Source organism: Mycobacterium sp. IS-2888 (genome assembly GCF_001954215.1).
Taxonomy (GTDB): Bacteria; Actinomycetota; Actinomycetes; order Mycobacteriales; family Mycobacteriaceae; genus Mycobacterium.
The window spans coordinates 19341-41717 of sequence record NZ_MBET01000054.1 but is presented as its reverse complement, the minus strand read 5'-3'; the positions used below and the strand labels follow the sequence as shown (position 1 = coordinate 41717).

The window sequence follows — 22377 nt, the reverse complement described above, 5'->3', positions numbered from 1 at the left end:
GCCTCAGCGACAACCCGTCGGCGGCGATATGGTGTACCACGATCACCAGCGCGTACTCGTCGTCGCCGACGCGGAAAAGCCTTGCCCGCAACGGGATCTCGGTGGCCAGATCAAAACCGTGGCGTACCGCCGCGCCGATTTCGTCACCCAGCCGGTCCGCCGGCCAGTCGGTGGAATCGACCACGTGCCAACCGAATTCGGCGCGCTCGGGAGGCACCACCAGCTGCTGTGGTATGCCTTCGGGCGCTGTGAACAGGGTGCGCAGGCTTTCGTGCCGGGCCACTACATCGGCCAGCGCGGCACCCAGGGCTTCGGCATCGAGGCGACCGGTCAGCCGCAACGCCGCCGCGATGTTGTAAACCGGTGAGGGACCCTGCAATTGGTCGAGGAACCACAACCGGCTCTGCGCAAACGACAACGGGACCCGCGCGGGCCGCTCAATCGGCACCAACGGCTGAAGCCGAGCCCCCTCCTCACCGATACGCGGCGCCAGCTCCGCCACCGTCGGCGCCTCGAACACGCTGCGCACCGAAACGCCAGCACCCATTCCGGTGTTGATGGCGGCGATCACCTGCATCGCCGACAGCGAGTCCCCGCCCAAATCGAAGAACGAGTCGTCGACCCCGACTCGCTCGAGCCCGAGCACCTGGGCGTAGATGCCGGCCAGGATCTCCTCGACCGCGTTGCTCGGGGCCCGATACCCGCCGCCGAAGTATTCCGGTGCCGGCAGGGCGCGGGTGTCGAGTTTGCCGTTGGGGGTTAACGGCAACGTGTCGAGTGCCACCACCGCCGCGGGGACCATGTAGGCCGGGAGCCGGTGGGCCAGCGCGGCGCGCATCTTGGCCGGGTCCACGGTGCCGGTGACGTAGCCGACGAGGCGTTTGTCGCCGGGGCGGTCCTCGCGGGCGATCACCACCGCCTGCTCGACCCCGTCCAGTGCATTCAAGGCCGCCTGGACTTCGCCGAGTTCGATGCGATAGCCGCGGATCTTGACCTGCTCATCGGCACGCCCGAGATAGTGCAACTGCCCGTCGGCGCCCCAGCGCACCAGATCCCCGGTGCGATACATCCGTGTCCCCGCGCTGAACGGGCACGCCACAAACCGCGACCCGGTCAACCCCGACCGGCCCACATATCCATACGCCACACCGTCGCCGGCCACATACAACTCACCGACCACGCCCGCCGGAACCGGACGCAACCACCCGTCGAGCACAAACAGCGCCGCCCCGGGCACCGGCGAACCGATCGGCACCACACCCGACCCGGCCGTCAGTGGCGCGCTGATCGCCACACACATCGTCGTCTCGGTCGGGCCGTACGCGTTGACCATCACCCGCCCCGGCGCCCACCGATCCACCACCTCGGCCGGGCAAGCCTCACCGGCCATCACCAATGCCACCGACTCCAGGCCCTCGGTCGGCAACACCCCCACCGCGGAAGGGGTCTGGGTCAAGACGCTGACCCCTTCACCAATGAGCAAGGCGTGGAAGTCTTCCGGTGAGCGCACCACCTCGTCGGGCACTACCACCATCCGGCCCCCACGCAGCAGCGCGCCGAAGATCTCCCACACCGAAACGTCAAACGCCAACGAGTGACTGTGCGTCCACACCCCCGCCGCCGGCAGCCCCGCGTCCAGTGAGGCCAGCAGCTGGGTGACGTTGCGGTGGGTGACCGCGACGCCTTTGGGGACACCGGTGGTGCCCGAGGTGTAGATCAGGTAGGCGACGTCGTCGGGAGCCGGCGGGGGCGGTGCGGTGCTGGGCTGGGCGTCGATGCGGGGGTCGTTGAGATCGATGACCCCGACGTCGTGCCCGTCGAGCCGGTCGGCCAGCTCACTGGTGGTGATCGCGGCGATCGGGGCGGCATCGGCGAGGATGAAGGCGATCCGGGCCTCCGGCGTCACCGGGTCGATCGGCAGGTACGCGGCCCCGGTTTTCAGCACCGCCAAAATCGACACGATCGCCTCGGCCGACCGCGAAAACAGCAGTGCCACACGCTCACCCGGGCCCGACCCGTGGCCGGCCAACAGGTGCGCCAGCCGGTTGGCGGCCTGATCCAGCTCGCGGTAGGTCCACGAGCGTTCCCCGCACACCAGCGCCACCGCATCCGGCATCTGGGCCACCTGCTCGGCGAACAACGCCGGAATCGACACCGCGGCCGGTGCCGGCCGGGTCAACGCCGCCCGGTTACCCCACCCCTGCAGGCGGGCGCGCTCAACGTCGTCGAGCAGGTCCATCGACGAGATCCGCCGGGTGGGTTCGGCGGTGATCGTCGCCAACACCCGCTGCCAGCGTTCGATGAGCCCATGGATGCTGGACGCGTCGAACACGTCGGTGCGAAATTCCACCGTTCCGCTGATCCCGGCGGGCTCACCGGCGTCGTCCCAGCGTTCGCCGAGGGAAAGCGTCAGGTCCATGCGGGCGGTCTGGGTCTCCACGGACAGCGGGGTGACCTCCAGGTCACCCAGGGCCGGCTCGGCCGCGGATTTGTCGTCCTGACCGGGAAGGTTCTGCCAGGACAACGACACCTGGATCAGCGGGTGATGCGCGAGACTCCGGGTGGGGTTGAGCCGTTCGACCAGCACTTCAAACGGGACGTCTTGGTGCTCGTAGGCGGCCAGGCTGCGCGCCCGCACCTGGGCCAGCAGTTCGCCGACGGTGGGATCACCGGCCAGATCGACACGCAGCACCAAGGTGTTGACGAAAAATCCCACCAGCTCGTCGAGCGCCGGATCGCGGCGCCCGGCGATCGCGATACCCACCGCCACATCGCTGCTGGCGCTGAGCTGAGACAGCAGCAGCGCCAGTGCGGCCTGGATCACCATGAAGCTGGTCGCGTTGTGCTCGCGGGCCACCCGGGCGACCTGCTGCTGCAGCCCGGCGGGCCAATCGACCGCGACGCTGGCGCCTCGGTAGTCGGCGACCGGCGGGTAGGGCCGATCGGTGGGCAGCTGCAGCCGCTCGGGCAGCCCGGCCAGGGCCTGCTCCCAGTAGGCGAGCTGCGCGGCGATCGCGCTGTCGGGATCGTCGAGATCACCGAGGTGTTCGCGCTGCCACAGCGTGTAATCGATGTACTGCACCGCCAACGGCACCGTGTCGGGGGCCCGCCCGGCACACCGGCTGGCGTATGCCATACCCAGATCGGTCACCAGCGGCCGCACCGACCAGCCATCCGCGGCGATGTGGTGCACCACGACCACCAGCACGTGTTCGTTGTCGCCGACGCGGAAAAGCCTTGCCCGCAACGGGATCTCGGTGGCTAGGTCAAAGCTGTGACGCACCGCGGCATTGACGGCCTCACCCAGCCGCTCGGCCGTCCAGGCGGTGGCATCGACGACGTCCCACCCGAAGTCGGCCTGCTCGACGGGCACCACCACCTGCTCGGGTACGCCGTCGGTTGCGGCAAACAGGGTGCGCAGACTCTCGTGGCGGGCCACCACGTCGGCCAGCGCCGCACCCAACGCATCGACATCCAGCGGCCCGCTGATCCGGAACGCGGTCGCCATGTTGTAGACCGGTGACGGCCCCTGCAGCTGATCGAGGAACCACAATCGGTTTTGGGCAAAGGACAACGGCACCCGCTCCGGGCGCGCCATCACCCGCAACGGCGGACGGGCAGGTCCGCCACGATGCCGGTGCAGATACTCGGCGAGGCCGGCGACGGTCGCGGCGTCGAACAGGTACCGCACCGGCACTTCCCGGCCGAGTCCTAGTTGCAGGCGTGCGCTGACCCGGGTGGCGGTGAGCGAATCGCCACCCAGGGCGAAGAAGTCGTCGTCGAGCCCGATTCGGGCCATACCCAATACCTCGGCGAACGCCTCGGCAATGATCTTTTCGGTCTGGGTCTGCGGCGCCCGGAATACGGTGGCGGCAAAAACCGGCGCCGGCAACGCTTTACGGTCGATCTTGCCCGACGACGTCAACGGGAACTCGTCAAGTACCACGATGTGTGCGGGCACCATGTAGTCGGGCAACCACGCGCTCAACCGCTGACGGACCGCTCCGAGTTTGGTGTTGGTCTGCGGATCGTTGGCGTAGGCGACGCGGTGCTCGGGCTCGGTGGCGGGCAGATACAGATCCGTCACCGGCGCCCCGCGCTCGGGATCGGAGACCGTGGTGAGGACCGCGTCCAGGGTGCCCGGTTGGGCACCCCAGGTGACCGCGACGTGGTATCCGGCGGTTTCACCGAGGCGGTACAACTCTTCGGGGACAACGGCATCGGCGGAGGCGGCGGCTTCGGCCAGGGCTGCGTCAAGAGGTAGCCCGGCCTCCACGACACCTTCGATCTGGACGTCGCCGATCACCCCGGCGCGGGGGATGCCGGTGACACGAATAATGTTGGGGCGCTGCGATATCAACCGGTCGCGCACTCCCGCGCAGTTGGTCCACGCCCAGCGGGGGGCGTCGGCCAGCGAACGCACGGGCGCCGGGGTTTTGTGGACGACGACGTCGTAGCGATACCGGGTCAGTTCGTTGTCGGCCGTACCGCGTTTGACCTGAATGTCGACGCCGGCCACCGCCGGATGCTCGGCGGCCAAGCTGGTGAAAAACTCCGGCGCCAACAGCAATTCGGTCTCGCCGAGAATCGCGCGCTGGACTCGTTGGCGGATCTCGGCGGCATCGGCGGTATCGGTGCGCGCCAGCGCGACCCCGGTTTGAAACGCGCCCTGCAGCGCGTGGTTGCGCACATCGCCGACAAACACCGACCCGCCCGGGGCCAGCAGATCCATCGCGTTGTCGATGACCTCGTGCAGATATGTGGCGTGGGGGAAATATTGCACCACCGAGTTGAGAACGACGGTGTCGAAATAGTGCTGCGGCAGGGTTTCGGTGAGGTGCGCGGGCTGGGTCAGCAGCTCGACGCGATCGCGCCACTGCGTCCCCTGCAGCGAACGAGCCAGGCTGTCGATAACCACCGCGGAGAAATCGGTGCCGACGTAATGCTCACAGTGCGGGGCGATCTGGGACAGCAACAGCCCGGAACCAACGCCGATCTCAAGCACCCGCCGCGGCCGCAGGGCCATGATCCGATCCACGGTGGCCGCACGCCACTCCATCATCTGCTCGAGCGGAATCGGCTCCTCGGTGTAGCTGCTGTTCCAGCCGCGGAAATCCATCCCCAACTCCGGCGCCTCGCCCTCGGCGCCGTAGAGCTCGTCGTAAAGGTGTTGCCACTCTTCGACGACCTCGGCGTCGTCATCGGCGGTGGCGTTGTGCTCGAGAGTGACATAGGCAATCAGGTTGGTGCCGGCCTCGCCGTGGTGGACGGTGGCGGCGGCCTGGACGACCTGCGGGCAGGCCAGCAGGGTGTTTTCGATTTCGCCCAGCTCGATGCGCTGCCCGCGCAGTTTGACCTGGGCATCGGCGCGGCCCAGATACTGCAGTTGCCCATCGGCACGCCAGCGCACCAGATCCCCGGTGCGATACATGCGCGCGCCGGGGCCGCCAAAGGGGTTGGCCACGAACCGTTCCGCGGTCAGTCCCACCCGGCCCACATAGCCATGCGCAACCGCCGGCCCGGCCAGATACAACTCACCGACCACCCCGACCGGCACGGGGTTCAATTGTCCGTCGAGCACCAGCGCACATACCCCCGCGATCGGGGCGCCGATATTCACCGGCTGCCCCGCCGTCAGCGGCGCACAGGTAGCCCAGATGGTGGTCTCGGTGGGGCCGTAGCCATTGAACATCCGCCGGCCCGGCGCCCAGGCGGCCACCAACCCCGGCAGGCACGCCTCCCCCACGGCGATCAGCGTTGTCAGGTCGCCGAGGCGGTCCCGATCCAGCGACGACACCACCGTCGGGGTCAGCATGGCCGCGCTGACCCGCTGGCCTTGCAGCAACTCGGTCAACGCCTCCCCGCCGTACACTCCCGGCGGCGCCACCACCAACGGGGCGCCCGAACCCGCCGCCCACAACAGCTCGCCGACCGACGCGTCGAAGGTCGGCGCGGCGACCATCAATACACGCGCATCCGCGCCCAACCCGTGCGATTCGCGTTGCGCCGCAACCCAACCCAGCAGACCGGCGTGGCTGACCGCCACGCCTTTGGGCGCCCCGGTAGACCCCGACGTGAAAATCACGTACGCGCCGTTTTCGGCCCGCAGCGGCGCAACCCGATCGGCGTCGGTGACGGGATCCGCGCGGTACCCCGAGACATCCCGATCGTCGACGCGCAGCAGCGGTCGCGCCCCGGCCCCGGCCACCGGGTCGGCGCCACAGGTCAGCACGCACACCGCCCCCGCGGCATCGAGCACCGCGGCGATGCGCTCGACGGGATGGGTCCGGTCGACAGGAACATGCACCCCACCGGCCTTGACGACGGCCCACCAGGCCACCACCAACTCCGCGCTCCGATCGATTGCGACGCCCACCGCCCGTTCGGGACCGACCCCCGCCTCGATCAGCACCCGCGCCCACCGCGACGACCACTCATCGAGCTCGCGATACGACATGCTCCGGGCCCCGTCGATGACCGCTTGGGCGTCGGGGTCGGCGGCCACCGCCGCGGCCAACACCTGTGGCGCCACGCCCACCGGCGCCTGCACCTCGGCGCCAGACCACCTCTGCAGCACCAGATCACGCTCACCGCGGTCCAGCAGCGACACCTGGCCGACCAGCACCGAGGCGTCGGCGACCACCGCCTCGATCACCCGGCCAAACCAGCCGACCAACCGTTCGATGGTGGCCCGGTCGAAGAGATCCGTGGCGTAGGTCACCACTCCGGCGGCCATCGGCGCCGTCTCATCTTCGCCCGGCACCTCCCGCAGGTCGAAGTCCAGGTCGAACTTGGCGGTTTGGGTGACCATCGTCAGGGGCTCGACGGCGACCCCGTCCAGCGCCACCTCGGGTCGGACGTTGTTCTGGAAGACCATCAGCACCTGGAACAGCGGGTGGTGCGCGGTGGATCGGACCGGGTTGAGCTGTTCGACCAGGAGCTCGAACGGGACATCCTGGTTGCTGTAGGCATTGAGGGCCTTGTGTCGCACGGCCGCCAGGACGTCGGAGAAGCGCTGCGCGGCATTGACATCCACGCGTAAAACCCAGGTGTTGACGAAAAACCCGACCAGATCATCGAGTGCCTCGTCCAACCGGCCGGCGATCGGCGAGCCCATCGCGATGTCCTCACCGACACCGGCGCGGTGCAACACCACCGCCAACGCCGCCTGCAACACCATCGAGGCCGTCGCGTTGTGGGCCGCCGCGACCGCCTTGATCCCCGCCCACAGCTGCGGGTCGATGCGCAGCGGCACCTGATCACCGCGGTAGCTGGGCACCGGCGGACGCGCGTGATCCGTGGGCAGTGACACGACCTCGGGCAGCTCGGCCAGCTCCTGGCGCCAGTAGGCCAACTGCGAGGCGATCACACTGTCGGGATCGGATTCGTCGCCCAGCCAATCCTGTTGCCACAGCGTGTAATCGGCGTACTGCACCGCCAACGGTGCCCAGGGCGGGGCTTGCCCCGCGCACCGGCTGGCATACGCCACGCCCACGTCCCGGACCATCGGTGCCATCGACCAGCCGTCAAAAGCGATGTGGTGCAACACAATCCCGACCACATGCTGCTCGGGGCCCACGGCATAGATCTGTCCACGGATCGGAATCTCGCTCGACAGGTCAAACCGATACCCGGCCAGCGCCACCAACTCGCCGGCCACCTCGCGCTCGGGCAGCGACACCACCGCCGCACCGCCGCGCCGCCACATGCCCGGCTGAGCCGCCAACACCTGCTGGCACGGCACCCCGTCGACGTCGGGGAATATGGTGCGCAGCGCTTCGTGGCGGACAATCACATCGTCCAGCGCGGTATCGAGCGCCCCGGCATCCAGCGGCCCGTCGATCCGGAACGCGATCGGCATGTTGTAGGTCGCCACCCCGCCCTCGAAGCGGTCCAAGAACCACAACCGGCTCTGGGCGAACGACAACGGAATCCTCGCCGGCCGCACCCCGGCGACCAATGGCTTGCGCCGCTCGCCGTCCTGACCGATCCGCGGTGCCAATTCGGCCACCGTGGGCGCGTCGAACAAGGTGCGCACCGCAAGACCGGCATCCAAACCGGTGTTGATGGCGGCGATCACCCGCATCGCCGACAGCGAATCCCCGCCCAAATCGAAGAAGGAGTCGTCGGCCCCGACCCGCTCCAGCCCTAACACCCGCGCGTAAATACCGGCCAAGATCTCCTCGGTGGGACCCGACGGCGCGCGATAACGGTCGACGTCGGTGTATTCCGGTGCCGGCAAGGCGCGCTTGTCGAGTTTGCCGTTGACCGTCAACGGCAAGGTGTCCAGCGCCACCACCGCCGCGGGGATCATGTAAGCCGGGAGCCGCTCGGCCATTTGCGCACGTATGCCGGTGACATCGACGGTCCCGGTCACATAACCGACCAGACGCTTGTCGCCGGGGCGGTCCTCGCGGGCGATCACCACCGCCTGCTCCACCCCAGCCAAACCGCTTAGTACCGCCTGGATTTCACCGAGTTCGATGCGGTAGCCGCGGATCTTCACCTGCTCATCGGCGCGGCCCACATACCGCAGCTGACCATCAGCACCCCAACACACCACATCCCCGGTGCGATACATCCGCGACCCCGCGGTGAACGGGCACGCCACAAACCGCGCACCGGTCAGCCCCGGCCGACGCCAATACCCAACTCCCACACCGGCGCCCGCCACATAGAGCTCGCCGACCACACCGGTCGGCACCGGACGCAACCACGCATCCAGCACGAAAAAGGCCAGACGGGCCAACGGCGCCCCGACGGGGCTCGCACTGCTGTCGATGTCGTCGCCGGTGATCTCGCGGAACGAGGCATGCACCGTCGTCTCGGTGGTGCCGTACATGTTGATCAGCCGCGGTTGTCCCGGGTGGTTTTCCAGCCAGGTGCGAAGACGCTGTGGTTCCAGCGCTTCGCCGGCGAACACCACGGTCTCCAGCTGCAGCTGGCGTCCCACCTCAGGTTGCAGGGCGTCGGCGGTTTGCAGCGCGTAGAACGCCGATGGGGTCTGGCTGAGGACGGTGACTTGTTCAGCCGCGAGTAAGGCGTGGAAGTCTTGCGGCGAGCGGGCGATCTCTTCGGGCACGACGACGAGCCGTCCCCCGTCCAGCAGCGCGCCCCACATCTCCCACACCGAGACGTCGAAGGCCAAAGAATGCCACTGCGTCCACACGCCCGCGCGCTCGAGGTCGTCGTCCACCGACTCCAGCAGCTGGGTCACGTTGCGGTGGGTGATCGCCACGCCCTTGGGAACACCGGTGGTGCCCGACGTGTAGATGATGTAGGCGATGTCGTCGGCGGCCGGCGCCGGTGGCGCTGTGCTGGGCTGGACATCGATGCGGGGGTCGTCGACATCGATGACCGGCAACTGATGGCCGTCCAGCCGGTCGATCAGCCCCGCGGTGGTGATCGCGGCAATCGGCGCGGCGTCGTCGAGCATGAACCGCACCCGTGCCGCCGGCACCATCGGGTCGATCGGGAGATATGCCGCCCCGGTTTTCAGCACCGCCAAAATCGACGCGATCGCCTCGGCCGATCGCGACATCACCAGGGCCACCCGCTGTCCCGGACCCGCACCTTGACCAATTAGCAGGTGCGCCAACCGGTTAGACGCCTCGTCGAGTTCGTGATAAGTCCAGGAGCGCCCCCCGCACACCAGCGCCACCGCCTCAGGTGTGCGCGCCACCTGCGCGGCGAACAACGCCGGAATCGAACCCGTCGTGTGTTCCGGCCCGGCCAACGCCGCCCGGTTACCGCACCGATCCAAGCCGGTGCGCTCGCCCTCGTCGAGCAGGTCCACCGAGGAGATCCGCCCAGCCGGATCGGCGGTCATCGCGAACAACACACGCCCTAACCGTTCGATCAGCGTTTCGACGCTGGCGGGGTCGAACACGTCGGTGCGAAACTCGACCGCCCCGCGGATCCCGGCGGGCTCGCCCGCCCCGTCCCAGCGCTCGGCCAACGTGAATACCAGGTCCATGCGGGCGGTCTGAGTGCGCGCCGGCAGCGGCGTGACCCGCAGATCGCCGAAGGCCGAGCCCTCGGGTTCGGTGTCCTGCTTCGCGAAATTCTGCCAGGCCAGCAGCACCTGGATCAGCGGATGATGGGCCAGGCTCCGGGTCGGATTGAGCCGATCCACCAGCACCTCGAAGGGCACATCTTGGTGCTCGTAGGCGGCCAGACTGCGCTGTCGCACTTGGTCGACCAGCTCGGCTACGGTCGGATCGCCGGTCACCTCCACGCGCAGCACCAAGGTGTTGACGAAGAAACCCACCAACGCATCCAGTGCGGGGTCGCGCCGCCCGGCGATTGTGATCCCCACTGCCACATCACTATTGGCGCTGAGCTTGGCCAGCAGCACCGCCAGCGCGGCCTGAACCACCATGAAGCTGGTCGCGTTGTGCGCGCGGGCGAGATCGCGCACCCGCTGCTGCAGCTCGGCCGGCCACTCCACGTCCACACTGGCGCCCCGGTGATCGGCAACCGGCGGGTAGGGCCGATCGGTAGGCAGCTGCACGCGCTCGGGCAGCCCGGCCAGGGCCTGCTCCCAGTAGGCCAGCTGCGCCGCGATAGGGCTCTCGCTGTCGTCGAGATCACCGAGCTGCTCACGCTGCCACAGCGTGTAGTCGACATACTGCACCGCCAACGGCGCCCACCCGGGGGCTCGCCCGGCACACCGACTGGCGTACGCCACCCCCACATCACCCACCAACGGCGCGATCGACAAGCCATCCGCGGCGATATGATGCACCACCGCCACCAGCACATGATCGTCGTCGTCGACGTGGAAAAGCGTTGCCCGCAACGGGATCTCGGCGGCCAGATCGAAACTGTGACTGGCCGCCGCGCCGATGGCTTCGCCCAGCCGCTCTGCCGGCCAGCCGGTGGCATCGATGACTTCGAGGCCGAAGCCGGCCCGCTCGGCCGGCAGCACCAGCTGCCGCGGTATCCCCTCGGCGGCCGGGAACAGGGTGCGCAGGCTCTCGTGCCGCTCGACCACGTCGGTCAGCGCCGCACCCAACGCGTCGGCATCAAGGCGCCCACCCAGCCGCAACGCCACCGACAAGTTGTAGATCGGTGACGGCCCCTGCAACTGGTCCAGGAACCACAACCGGCTCTGCGCAAACGACAACGGCACCACCGCGGGCCGCTCGACCGGCACCACCGGCCCCAGCCGATCCGCGTCCCCACCGATGCGGGGCGCCAACTGGGCAACGGTGGGCGCCTCGAACACAGCGCGTACCGCAAGGCCGGCCTCCAGGTTGGCGTTGACCGCGGCGACCAGGCGCATCGCCGACAGTGAATCGCCGCCCAGGTCGAAGAACGAGTCGTCGACCCCGACGCGCTCGAGCCCGAGCACCTGGGCATAAATGCCGGCCAGAATCTCCTCGGTGGGAGTGGCCGGGGCGCGATAGCGATCGACGTCCGCATAGTCCGGCGCGGGCAGGGCGCGGGTGTCGAGTTTGCCGTTCGGGGTCAGCGGCAGCGCCTCCAGCACCACCACGGCGGCCGGCACCATATACGCCGGCACCCGCTCGGCGAGCTGCTCGCGTATCCCGACGGCATCCACCGTTCCGGTGACATAGCTTACGAGGCGTTTGTCGCCGGGGCGGTCCTCGCGGGCGATCACCACCGCCTGCTCAACCCCGGCCAAACCGCTTAATGTCGCCTGTATTTCGCCGAGTTCGATGCGGTAGCCGCGGATCTTCACCTGCTCATCGGCACGGCCGACGTACCGCAGCTGACCATCGGCCCCCCAGCGCACCAGATCCCCGGTGCGATACATGCGCGTCCCCGCCCCGCCGAACGGGCACGCCACAAACCGCGACGCGGTCAAATCCGCGCGGCGCAGGTACCCACACGCGAGCCCGGCGCCGGCCACGTACAACTCCCCGGCGACCCCCGCGGGCACCGGGCGTAACCAGCCGTCCAGCACGAAGAAGCCGAGATGGGCCAGCGGCACCCCGATGGGGCTGGCGTTGCTCTCGACATCGCCGTCGACGATCTCGCGGAACGAGGCGTGCACCGTCGTCTCGGTGATGCCGTACATGTTGACCATCCGGGGTGATCCGGGATGGTTGTGCAGCCACGGCCCAAGACGTTTCGGCTCCAGCGCTTCCCCGCCGAACACCACCGTTTCGAGCTTCAGCCGCCGTCCCTGTTCGGGCGATAGCGCGTCGACGGCCTGCAGTGCGTAAAACGCGGACGGTGTCTGGCTGAAGACGCTGACCTGTTCGGCGACGAGCGAGGCATAGAGGTCTTCGGGCGAGCGCACCACCGCGTCGGGCACCACCACCAGCCGCCCACCACCAAGCAGCGCACCGAAGATCTCCCACACCGAGTAGTCGAAGGCCAGCGAATGACACTGCGACCACACGCCGGCCCCCGGCAGGCCGGCGTGCAGCGTCTCCAACAGCCGAGTGACATTGCCGTGGGTGACCGCAACACCTTTCGGCGTCCCGGTGGTGCCCGAGGTGTAGATCAGGTAGGCGATGTCGTCGGCGCGCGGTGCGGGCAGGCCCGTGCACGGATAGGTCTGGATGCCGGGTTCGTCGATGTCGATGACCAGCAGCCCGTGACCGTAGAGTCGCTCGGCCAACCCGGCGGTGGTGAGCGCGGCAACCGGTGCGGCGTCGCCGAGCATGAACTCGATGCGCGCCGTCGGCAGCGCCGGGTCGATCGGCAGGTACGCCGCCCCGGATTTGAGCACCGCCAACATCGCCACGACCGCCTCGGCGGACCGCGAAAACAGCAGTGCCACAGACTGTCCCGGGCCCGCCCCGTGGCGGGCCAGTAGGTGCGCCAACCGGTTGGCCGCCTGGTCAACGTCGCGGTAACTCCACGAACGCTCCCCACATGTCAGCGCTATCGCATCGGGTGTGCGCGCCGCCTGCGCGGCGAACAACTCGGGAATCGACGCCCCCGCCACCGCCGGTGCGGCCAACACCGCGCGGTTACCCCAGCCATCCAGGCGCGCCCGCTCGGCGGCATCGAGCACATCCACCGACGACAACGACCGGCTGGGCTCGGCGGTGATCGCCGCCAACACCCGCCGCCAGCGCTCGACCAACGCCTCAACGGTGGCCGCATCGAACACGTCGGTGCGAAACTCGACCAGGCCGCCGATCCCCGCGGGCTCCCCGGCCTCGTTCCAGCGCTCGGCCAACGAAAACGTCAGATCCATTCGCGCGGTGTGAGTTTCGGCCGGCAACGGGGTAACCTGCAGATCCCCCAGGGCCGGCTCCGCCGCGGGGTTGTTGCCCTGCCCTGGCAGGTTCTGCCAGGCCAGCATGACCTGAACAAGGGGGTGATGGGTCAGCGATCGCGTCGGGTTGAGCCGATCGACGAGCACCTCGAAGGGCACGTCTTGGTGTTCGTAGGCGGCCAGGCTGCGCTGTCGGACCCAGCCCAGTAGCTCCGCGACGGTGGGATCACCGGCCAGGTCGATCCGCAATACCAAGGTGTTGACGAAAAAGCCGACCAGGTCATCGAGCGCGGGGTCGTCACGTCCGGCGACCGCGATGCCCAGCGCCACATCGCTGCTGACGCTGAGCTTGGACAGCAGCACCGCCAGGGCGGCCTGGACGACCATGAAGCTGGTCGCGTTGTGCTCGCGGGCTATCCGGGCGACCTGCTCCTGTAGCTGCGCCGGCCAGTCCACGGCCACACTGGCGCCGCGGTAATCGGCGACCGGCGGGTAGGGCCGATCGGTGGGCAGCTGCAGCCGGTCGGGCATCCCGGCCAGGGCGTCCTGCCAGTAGGCCAGCTGCGCGGAGATCGCGCTGTCGGGGTCGTCCAGATCACCGAGGTGCTCACGCTGCCACAACGTGTAATCGACATACTGGACCGCCAACGGTTCCGTGTCGGGGGCGTGTCCCGCAGAGCGGCTGGCATAGGCCACACCCAGATCCCGCACCAGCGGTGCGACCGACCAGCCGTCGGCGGCGATGTGGTGGGCCACGGCCACCAGCACATGCTCGCCGTCGCCGATGCGGAAAAGGCTTGCCCGCAACGGGATCTCGGCGGCCAAATCGAACGGGTGACGCGCCGCGGCGGCAATGGCCTCACCGAGCCGCTCCGGCGGCCAATCGCCGGCATCGACGACGTCCCACCCGAAGTCGGCCCGCTCGGCGGGCACCACCACCTGCTGGGGTATCCCGTCGGTTGCGGCAAAGAGGGTGCGCAGGCTCTCGTGGCGTGCCACCACATCTGCCAGCGCCGCGCGCAACGCGTCGACATCCAGCGCTCCGCTGATCCGGAACGCGGTCGGCATGTTGTAGATCGGTGAGGGCCCGTGCAATTGGTCCAAGAACCACAGCCTGTTTTGGGCGTAGGACAGCGGGATTCGGGGTGGCCGCGCCATCGCCTGCAGCAGCCGGCGGGCGGGGCCGCCGCGGTGGTGGTTCAGGTACTCGGCCAGATCGCCGACTTTGGCGGCCTCGAACAGGTATCGCACCGGCACTTGACGGCCCAGCGCCAGTTGCAGGCGCGCGCTCGCGCGGGTGGCGATCAGCGAATCGCCGCCTAGGGCGAAGAAATCGTCGTCGAGCCCGACCCGGGCGACGCCCAACACCTCGGCGAACACCTCGGCGATGATCTTTTCGGTCTGAGTCTGCGGCGCCCGAAACGCGGTGGCGCCAAAAATCGGCGCCGGCAACGCTTTACGGTCGATCTTGCCCGACGAGGTCAGCGGGAACTCGTCGAGCACCACGATCTGGGCCGGCACCATGTAATCGGGCAACCACGCGCTGAGCCACTGACGCACGGTGCCGAGTTTGGTGTTGGTCTGCGGATCATTGGCGCAGGCGCCGCCTTGCGACGCCGGGGGCAGATACAGGTCGGTCAGCGCGACGTGGTCGGAGTCGGCGGGTGCGAGGAAGACCGCATCCAGGGTGCCCGCTGGGTCACCCCAGGTCACCGCCACCCGGTATCCGGTGGTCTCACCGAGGCGGTACAACGCTTCGGGCACAACGGCATCGGCCGCGGCGGCGGTGGCATCGGCCAGCGCGTCGGGCACCGACAACCCGGCGGCCAGACCGGCCTCGAGACGAACCTCGCTTATCAGCCCGGCGCGCGGAATCCCGGTGACCCGAACAGCGTCCGGACGTTGCGATGCCAACCGGTCCCGCAGCCCGTCGAGCCCCGCGCACCGGGCCCACGCCCAGCTCTCCGCGGCGGTAACCGAGCGCACCGGTGCGGGAGTCTTATAGACGATGACGTCGTAGCGATACCGGGTCAGTTCGTTGTCGGCCACCCCGCGTTTGACTTCGAGGTCAAGCCCGGCCACCGCCGAATCGTCGGCGGCCCAGGCGGTGAAAAACTCTGGGGCCAGCAGCAATTCGGGTTCACCGAGCACAGCGCGCTGGACACGCTGGCGGATCTCGGCAGCGTCGGCGGTTTCGGTGCGGGCCAGCGCGATCCCGGTTTGCAACGCGCCCTGCAGGGCGTGGTTGCGGACATCACCGAGAAACAGCGCCCCGCCCGGCGCCAACAACCTCATGGCGTTGTCGATGACCTCGCGTAAATAGGCGGCGTTCGGGAAGTACTGGATTACCGAGTTCAAAACGATGGTGTCGAAATATCCGTCCGGCAACGCATCGGTGAGATAGGCAGGCCGGCACAGCAATTCCACCCGCTCACCCCACGGCTGTGCGGCGACCGCCGCGCGCAGGCGCTCGATCGCCGCCACCGACATGTCGGTGGCCACGTAGCGCTCACACGCCGGAGCAACCTGTGAGAGCACCAGCCCTGATCCCGCGCCGATCTCCAACACCCGCCGTGGCCGCAGCGCGCGGATCCGATCCACCGTGGCAGCGCGCCACTCGGCCATCTCGTCGATCGGGATCGGCTGCTCGGTGTAGCTGCTGTTCCAGCCCCGAAAGTCCATTCCGAACTCCGGCGCCTCGCCCTCGGCGCCATAGAGTTCGTCGTAGAGGCGCTGCCATCCCTCGACGACCTCGGCATCGTCCTCGACGGTGGCGGTGTCGTCGAATGCGACGTAGCCGACCAAATGCGAACCCGTGGCGCTTTCGTGTATCGCCGCGGCGGCCCGGGTGACCTGCGGGCTGGCCAGTAGGGTGTTTTCGATTTCGCCCAGCTCGATGCGCTGGCCGCGGAGTTTGACCTGAGTGTCGGCGCGGCCCAGATACTCCAGGGCTCCGGCGGGGGTCCACCGCGCCAGGTCTCCGGTGCGATACATCCGCGCTCCCGCGGCCCCAAAGGGGTTGGGCACGAACCGTTCCGCGGTCAACCCCGCTCGGCCCACATAGCCGCGTGCCAGCGCGAGCCCGCCCACATACAACTCGCCGACCACCCCGACCGGGGCGGGGTGTAACCGCGCGTCGAGCACCCACGCATGCACCCCCGCAACGGGGGCGCCAATGTTCACCCGCTGCCCCGCCGTCAGCGGCGCCCAGGTAGCCCAGATGGTCGTCTCGGTCGGGCCGTAGAGGTTGAACATCCGCCGATCCGGCGCCCACGCGGCCACCACCTCGGGTGGGCAGGCCTCGCCCATGGTGGCCAACACATTCAGCGTTTCCAGGCGGGCCGGGTCCAGCGACGACAGCACCGACGGGGTCACCACCGCCGCGCTGACTTGTTGGTCCTCCAACAACTCGGTCAACGCCTGCCCGCCATACAGATCCGGTGGGGCCACCACCACCGCCGCCACCGACCCTGCGGCCCATAACATTTCGAACACCGACGCATCGAAGGTCGGGGCGGCCACCATCAAGACCCGCGCATCCGCGCCGAGGCCGAACACCGTGCGTTGCGCCGCGGCCATCCCCGACAAACCGGCGTGGCTGACCGCCACCCCCTTGGGCACCCCGGTCGAGCCCGACGTGAAAATCACATACGCGCCGTTATCGGCCCCGAGCGGCGCCAAGCGATCGGCATCGGTGATGGGATCCGCGCGGTACCCCGAGACATCCAGATCGTCCACGCGCAGCACCGGACGCGCCCCAACCCCGGCCACCGGGTCGGCGTCACACGCCAACACACACACCGCACCCGCGGCATCCAACACCGCGGCGACGCGCTCGACGGGATGGGACCGATCCACCGGCACATAGACCCCACCGGCCTTGGCCACCGCCCACCAGGCCACCACCAACTCCGCACACCGGTCCATCGCCACGCCCACCGCGCGCTCGGGACCCACCCCCGCCTCGATCAGCACCCGCGCCCACCGCGACGACCACTCATCAAGCTCGCGATACGACATGGTGCGGCTGCCGTCGATAACTGCCGGCGCAGCGGGCGCGGCGGCCACCGCCGCGGCCAATATCTGCGGCGTCACCCCTACCGGCGCCGCCACCTCGATGCCAGACCACCGCTGCAGCACCAGATCACGCTCACCGCGATCCAGCAGCGACACCTCTCCCACCAGCACCGAGGCATCGGTCACCACCGCCTCGATCACCCGGCCAAACCAGCCGACCAACCGCTCGATGCTGGCCCGGTCGAACAAATCCGTGGCGTACAGCACTACCCCGGTCGCCATCGGCGCGCCCGCCTCCTCGGCGAGCACCTCACCCAGGTTGAAATCCAGGTCGAACTTGGAGGTTTGGGTGGACACTCCGAGCGGCTCGACGTCGACTCCGTCCAGCGCTACCTCGGGGCGCACATTGCTCATAAAGGCCATGCCCACCTGGAACAGCGGGTGATGGGCGGTGGAGCGCACCGGGTTGAGCTGTTCGACCAGCCGCTCGAAGGGAACGTCCTGGCTGTTGTAGGCAGCCAGGGCCTTGTGCCGCACGGCGGCCAGGACGTCGGAGAAGCGCTGCGCGGAGGTGACGCCCACCCGTAATACCCAGGTGTTGACGAAAAACCCGACCAGATCATCGAGGGCCTCGTCCAGTCGCCCGGCGATCGGGGTGCCCATCGCGATATCCTCACCGGCACCGGCCCGGTGCAGCACCACGGCCAACGCCGCCTGCAACACCATCGAGGCCGTCGCGTTGTGCGCCGCCGCCAGCGCCTTGACCCCCGTCCACAGCTGCGGGTCGATGCGCACCTCGACCTGATCACCGCGGTAGCTGGGCACCGGCGGACGGACCCGGTCGGTCGGCAGCGACACCACCTCGGGCAGCTCGGCCAGCTCCTCGCGCCAGTAGGCCAACTGCGCAGCGATCACACTGTCGGGATCCGTCTCCTCCCCCAGCCAATCCCGTTGCCACAGCGTGTAATCCGCGTACTGCACCGCCAAACCGGGCCAGCTGGGGGTGCGGCCTGCCCGCCTGGACCGATACGCCTCGGCCACATCGCGGAACATGGGAGCCAAAGACCAGCCGTCAAAAGCGATGTGGTGCACCACAATTCCGACCACATGTTGCGCGGGCCCCACGGAATAGATCTGGGCACGGATGGGGATCTCGGTCGACAGGTCAAACCGATACCCGGCCAGCGCCACCAACTCGCCGGTCACCTCGCGCTCCGGCAACGACACCGCCACCGCGCCCTTGTGCCGCCACATTCCCGGCCGCGCCGGCAACACCTGCTGGCACGGCACCCCGTCGACGTCGGGGAATATGGTGCGCAGCGCTTCGTGGCGGGCGATCACATCGTCCAGCGCCGTCCCGAGCGCCTCGACGTCCAGCGGCCCGTCGATCCGAAACGCGGTCGGCATGTTGTAGGTCGCCACCCCGCCCTCGAACCGGTCCAAAAACCACAACCGGCTCTGGGCGAACGACAACGGAATCCTGGCCGGCCGATCGGCCGCTACCAACGGTTTACGCCGGGCCCCGTCCTCACCGATCCGCGGCGCCAGCTCGGCAACCGTCGGCGCGTCGAACAAGGTGCCCACCGCCAGGCCGGCATCCAGGGCGGTGTTGACGGCGGCGATCAGCCGCATCGCCGACAGTGAATCCCCGCCCAGGTCGAAGAAGGAGTCGTCGACCCCTACCCGCTCCAGACCGAGGACCCGGGCATAGATATCGGCCAAGGCCTGCTCGACCGGGCTGGATGGGGCGCGATACCGGGACGCGTTCTGGTAGTCGGGCGCCGGGAGGGCGCGCTTGTCGAGTTTGCCGTTGGGGGTCAACGGCATTCGATCCAGCGCCACGACCGCCGAGGGGATCATGTAAGCCGGGAGCCGCTCGGCCAGGCGCGCGCGTGCGTCGGTCACGTCGACGGTTCCGGTGACATAGGCGACGATCTGTTTGTCGCCGGGGCGGTCCTCGCGGACGATCACGGCCGCCTGCCCCACCCCGTCCAGTGCACTCAACGCCGCTTGGATTTCGCCGAGCTCGATGCGATACCCGCGGATCTTGACCTGCTCGTCGGCGCGCCCCAGATAGTCCAGCTGCCCGTCGGGACGCCAACACACCAGATCCCCGGTCCGATACATGCGTGCCCCCGGCGCATCCGCACCGCCGAACGGGCATGCCACGAACCGCGAACCGGTCAGTCCCGGCCGCCGCCAATACCCAATTCCCACACCGGTACCGGCCACATACAGCTCACCGACCACGCCTTCCGGCACCGGGCGCAATGAGCCGTCGAGCACAAACAGCGCCGCCCCGGGCACCGGGGAGCCGATCGGCACCGCACCCGAGCCCGCCGTCAGCGGCGCACTGATCGTCGCCAAAATCGTCGTCTCGGTCGGGCCGTAAGCGTTGACCATTACCCGCCCCGGTGCCCACCGATCCACCACGTCGGCCGGGCACGCCTCGGCGGCGATCAGCAAGGCCGCCGACTCCAAACCCTGCTGCGACAGCGTCCCCACCGACGACGGGGTCTGGCCTAAAACGTTGACCTTCTCGCCAACCAGCAAGGCGTGGAAGTCTTCTGGAGAACGCGTCACCTCTTCGGGCACCACCACCAGCCGGCCACCGTGCAACAGCGCGCCCCAGATCTCCAACACCGAGTAGTCGAACGCCAAGGAGTGAGACAGCGTCCACACCCGTTCCGGCCCCAGCTCGAAGCCGGCATCCAGTGAGTCGAATAGCCGGGCGACGTTGTGATGGGTGACCGCAACGCCTTTGGGAGTCCCGGTGGTGCCCGAGGTGTAGACCAGGTAGGCCATGTCATCCGGGGCGGGCGCCGGTAATGCCGTGCCGGGCTGGGCGTCAATGCGAGGGTCGTCGACATCGATGATCGGCAGCCCGTGCCCGTCCAGCCGATCGGCCAACTCGGCGGTGGTGATTGCGGCGACCGGCGCGCCGTCGGAGAGCATGAAGGCGATCCGGGCATCCGGCACCACCGGGTCGATCGGCAGATACGCCGCACCGGTTTTCAGCACCGCCAAAATCGCCACGACCGCCTCGGCCGACCGCGAAAACAGCAGCGCCACACACTTTCCCGGGCCTATCCCCTGGCCGGCCAACAGGTTCGCCAACCGGTTGGCCGCCTCATCGAGCTCCCGGTAAGTCACGGAGCGGCCTGCGAACGTCAGCGCCACCGCACCCGGGGCACGCGCCACCTGCTCGGCGAACAACACCGGAAGCGACGGCCGAGTGGGGGCCGGCGCGGTCAACGCCGCGCGGTTACCCCACTCGTCCAGCCGGTCCTGCTCACCCTCGTCGTGCAGGTCGATCGACGAAAGCCGCGGCCCCGCATCGGCCGTCATGCGCGCCGCCCTGTCTCGGCGGTGATCGCGACCAACACGCGCTGCCACCGCTCGATGAGCGCCTTGATTCTGGCCTCGTCGAAGATGTCGGTTCGAAATTCCACTTCCCCGCCGATCCCGGCGGGCTCGCCGGTCTCGCTCCAGCGTTCGGCGAGCGAAATGGTCAAATCCATGCGGGCGGTCTGAAGCCGCACGGGCAGCGGCGCGACCTGGACATCACCCAGACTTAACCCGGCCACGGGATCGTGGTGCCCGGCGAAATTCTGCCAGGCCACCATCACCTGGATCAGTGGGTGATGCTTGCGCGATCGGGTCGGGTTGAGCCGCTCGACCAGTACGTCGAAGGGGACGTCTTGGTGCTCGTAGGCGGCCAGGCTGCGTTGTCGCACCTGGGCCAGTAGTTCGGCGATGGTGGGATCGCCGGCCAGGTCGACCCGCAGCACCAACGTGTTGACGAAGAACCCCACCAGCTCATCGAGCGCGGGCTCGCCGCGCCCGGCGACCGCGATTCCCACCGCCACGTCGGGGCTGGCGCTGAGCTTCGACAAGAGCACGGCCAGCGCGGCCTGAACGACCATGAAACTGGTCGCGTTGTGTTCGCGGGCCAGATCGCGCACCCGCTGCTGCAGCTCGGCCGGCCACTCCACGGGCACGCTGGCGCCGCGCGGATCGGGAACCGGCGGGTAGGGCCGATCGGTGGGCAGGGGCAGGCGCTCGGGCAGTCCGGCCAGCGCGTCTTCCCAGTAGGCCAGCTGCGCGGCGATGGAGCTCTCGGGATCGGCCAGATCACCGAGGTGCTCGCGCTGCCACAGCGTGTAGTCGACGTACTGCACCGCCAGCGGGGCCCAGTCGGGGGCTTGCCCGGCGCATCGGTTGGCATAGGCAACGCCCAGATCACGCACCAGCGGGGTGATCGACGAGCCATCCGCGGCGATATGGTGCACCACGGCCACCAGCACATGCTCATCGTCGCCGACGCGGAAAAGCCTTGCCCGCAGCGGGATCTCGGTGGCCAGGTCGAAGCTGTAGCGCACGGCGTCGCTAATCGCGTCCTCAAGCCGGTCCGCCTGCCAGCCGGTGGAATCGACGACGTCCCAACCAAACTCGGCCCGTTCGGCGGGGACCACGAGCTGCTGGGGTGTCCCCTCGACCGCGGGGTACAGGGTGCGCAGGCTTTCGTGCCGGCCGACCACATCGGCCAGCGCCGCACCCAACGCTTCGGCGTCGAGGCGACCGGTCAGCCGCAACGCCGCCGCGATGTTGTAAACCGGTGAGGGACCGTGTAATTGGTCGAGGAACCACAATCGGCTCTGCGCGAACGACAGTGGGACGCTCGCGGGCCGCTCGACCGGGACCAACGGCTTCCGCCTGCCGCCGTCCTCGCCGATACACGGCGCCAGCTGGGCGGCCGTGGGAGCCTCGAACAAGGTGCGCACCGAAAGGCCGGCATCCAGAACGGTGTTGATCGCGGCGATCACCCGCATCGCGGACAGTGAATCCCCGCCGAGGTCGAAGAAGGAGTCGTCGACCCCGACGCGCTCGAGCCCGAGCACCTGGGCATAAATGCCGGCCACGATCTCCTCGGTGGGGGTGGCCGGTGCGCGGTACCGATCGATGTCCGCGTAGACGGGTGCCGGCAGGGCGCGGGTGTCGAGCTTGCCGTTGGGTGTCAACGGCAGCGTGTCGAGTGCCACCACCGCCGCGGGGATCATGTAGGTCGGGAGCCGTTCGGCCAGCAGGGTACGTGCATGGGCCGGGTCTGCTGGTCCGGTGATATAGCCGACGAGGCGTTTGTCGCCGGGGTGGTCTTC

The 22377-nt window shown here is 68.7% G+C and carries 1 protein-coding gene and 1 pseudogene (1 of these 2 cut by a window edge); both read right to left on the bottom strand.

Going from position 1 to position 22377, the window contains the following annotated elements:
* Positions 1 to 20566 carry the 5' portion of a non-ribosomal peptide synthetase gene (locus A5745_RS24885; protein WP_076115890.1) on the bottom strand. The gene continues 8024 nt to the left of window position 1, outside the view, so only the first 20566 of its 28590 coding nucleotides appear in the window; the start codon lies at positions 20564 to 20566; its stop codon lies beyond the left edge, outside the window.
* Positions 20563 to 22377: pseudogene (locus A5745_RS25340) on the bottom strand (condensation domain-containing protein); the annotation flags it as partial. The pseudogene A5745_RS25340 and the gene A5745_RS24885, both read right to left, overlap by 4 nt.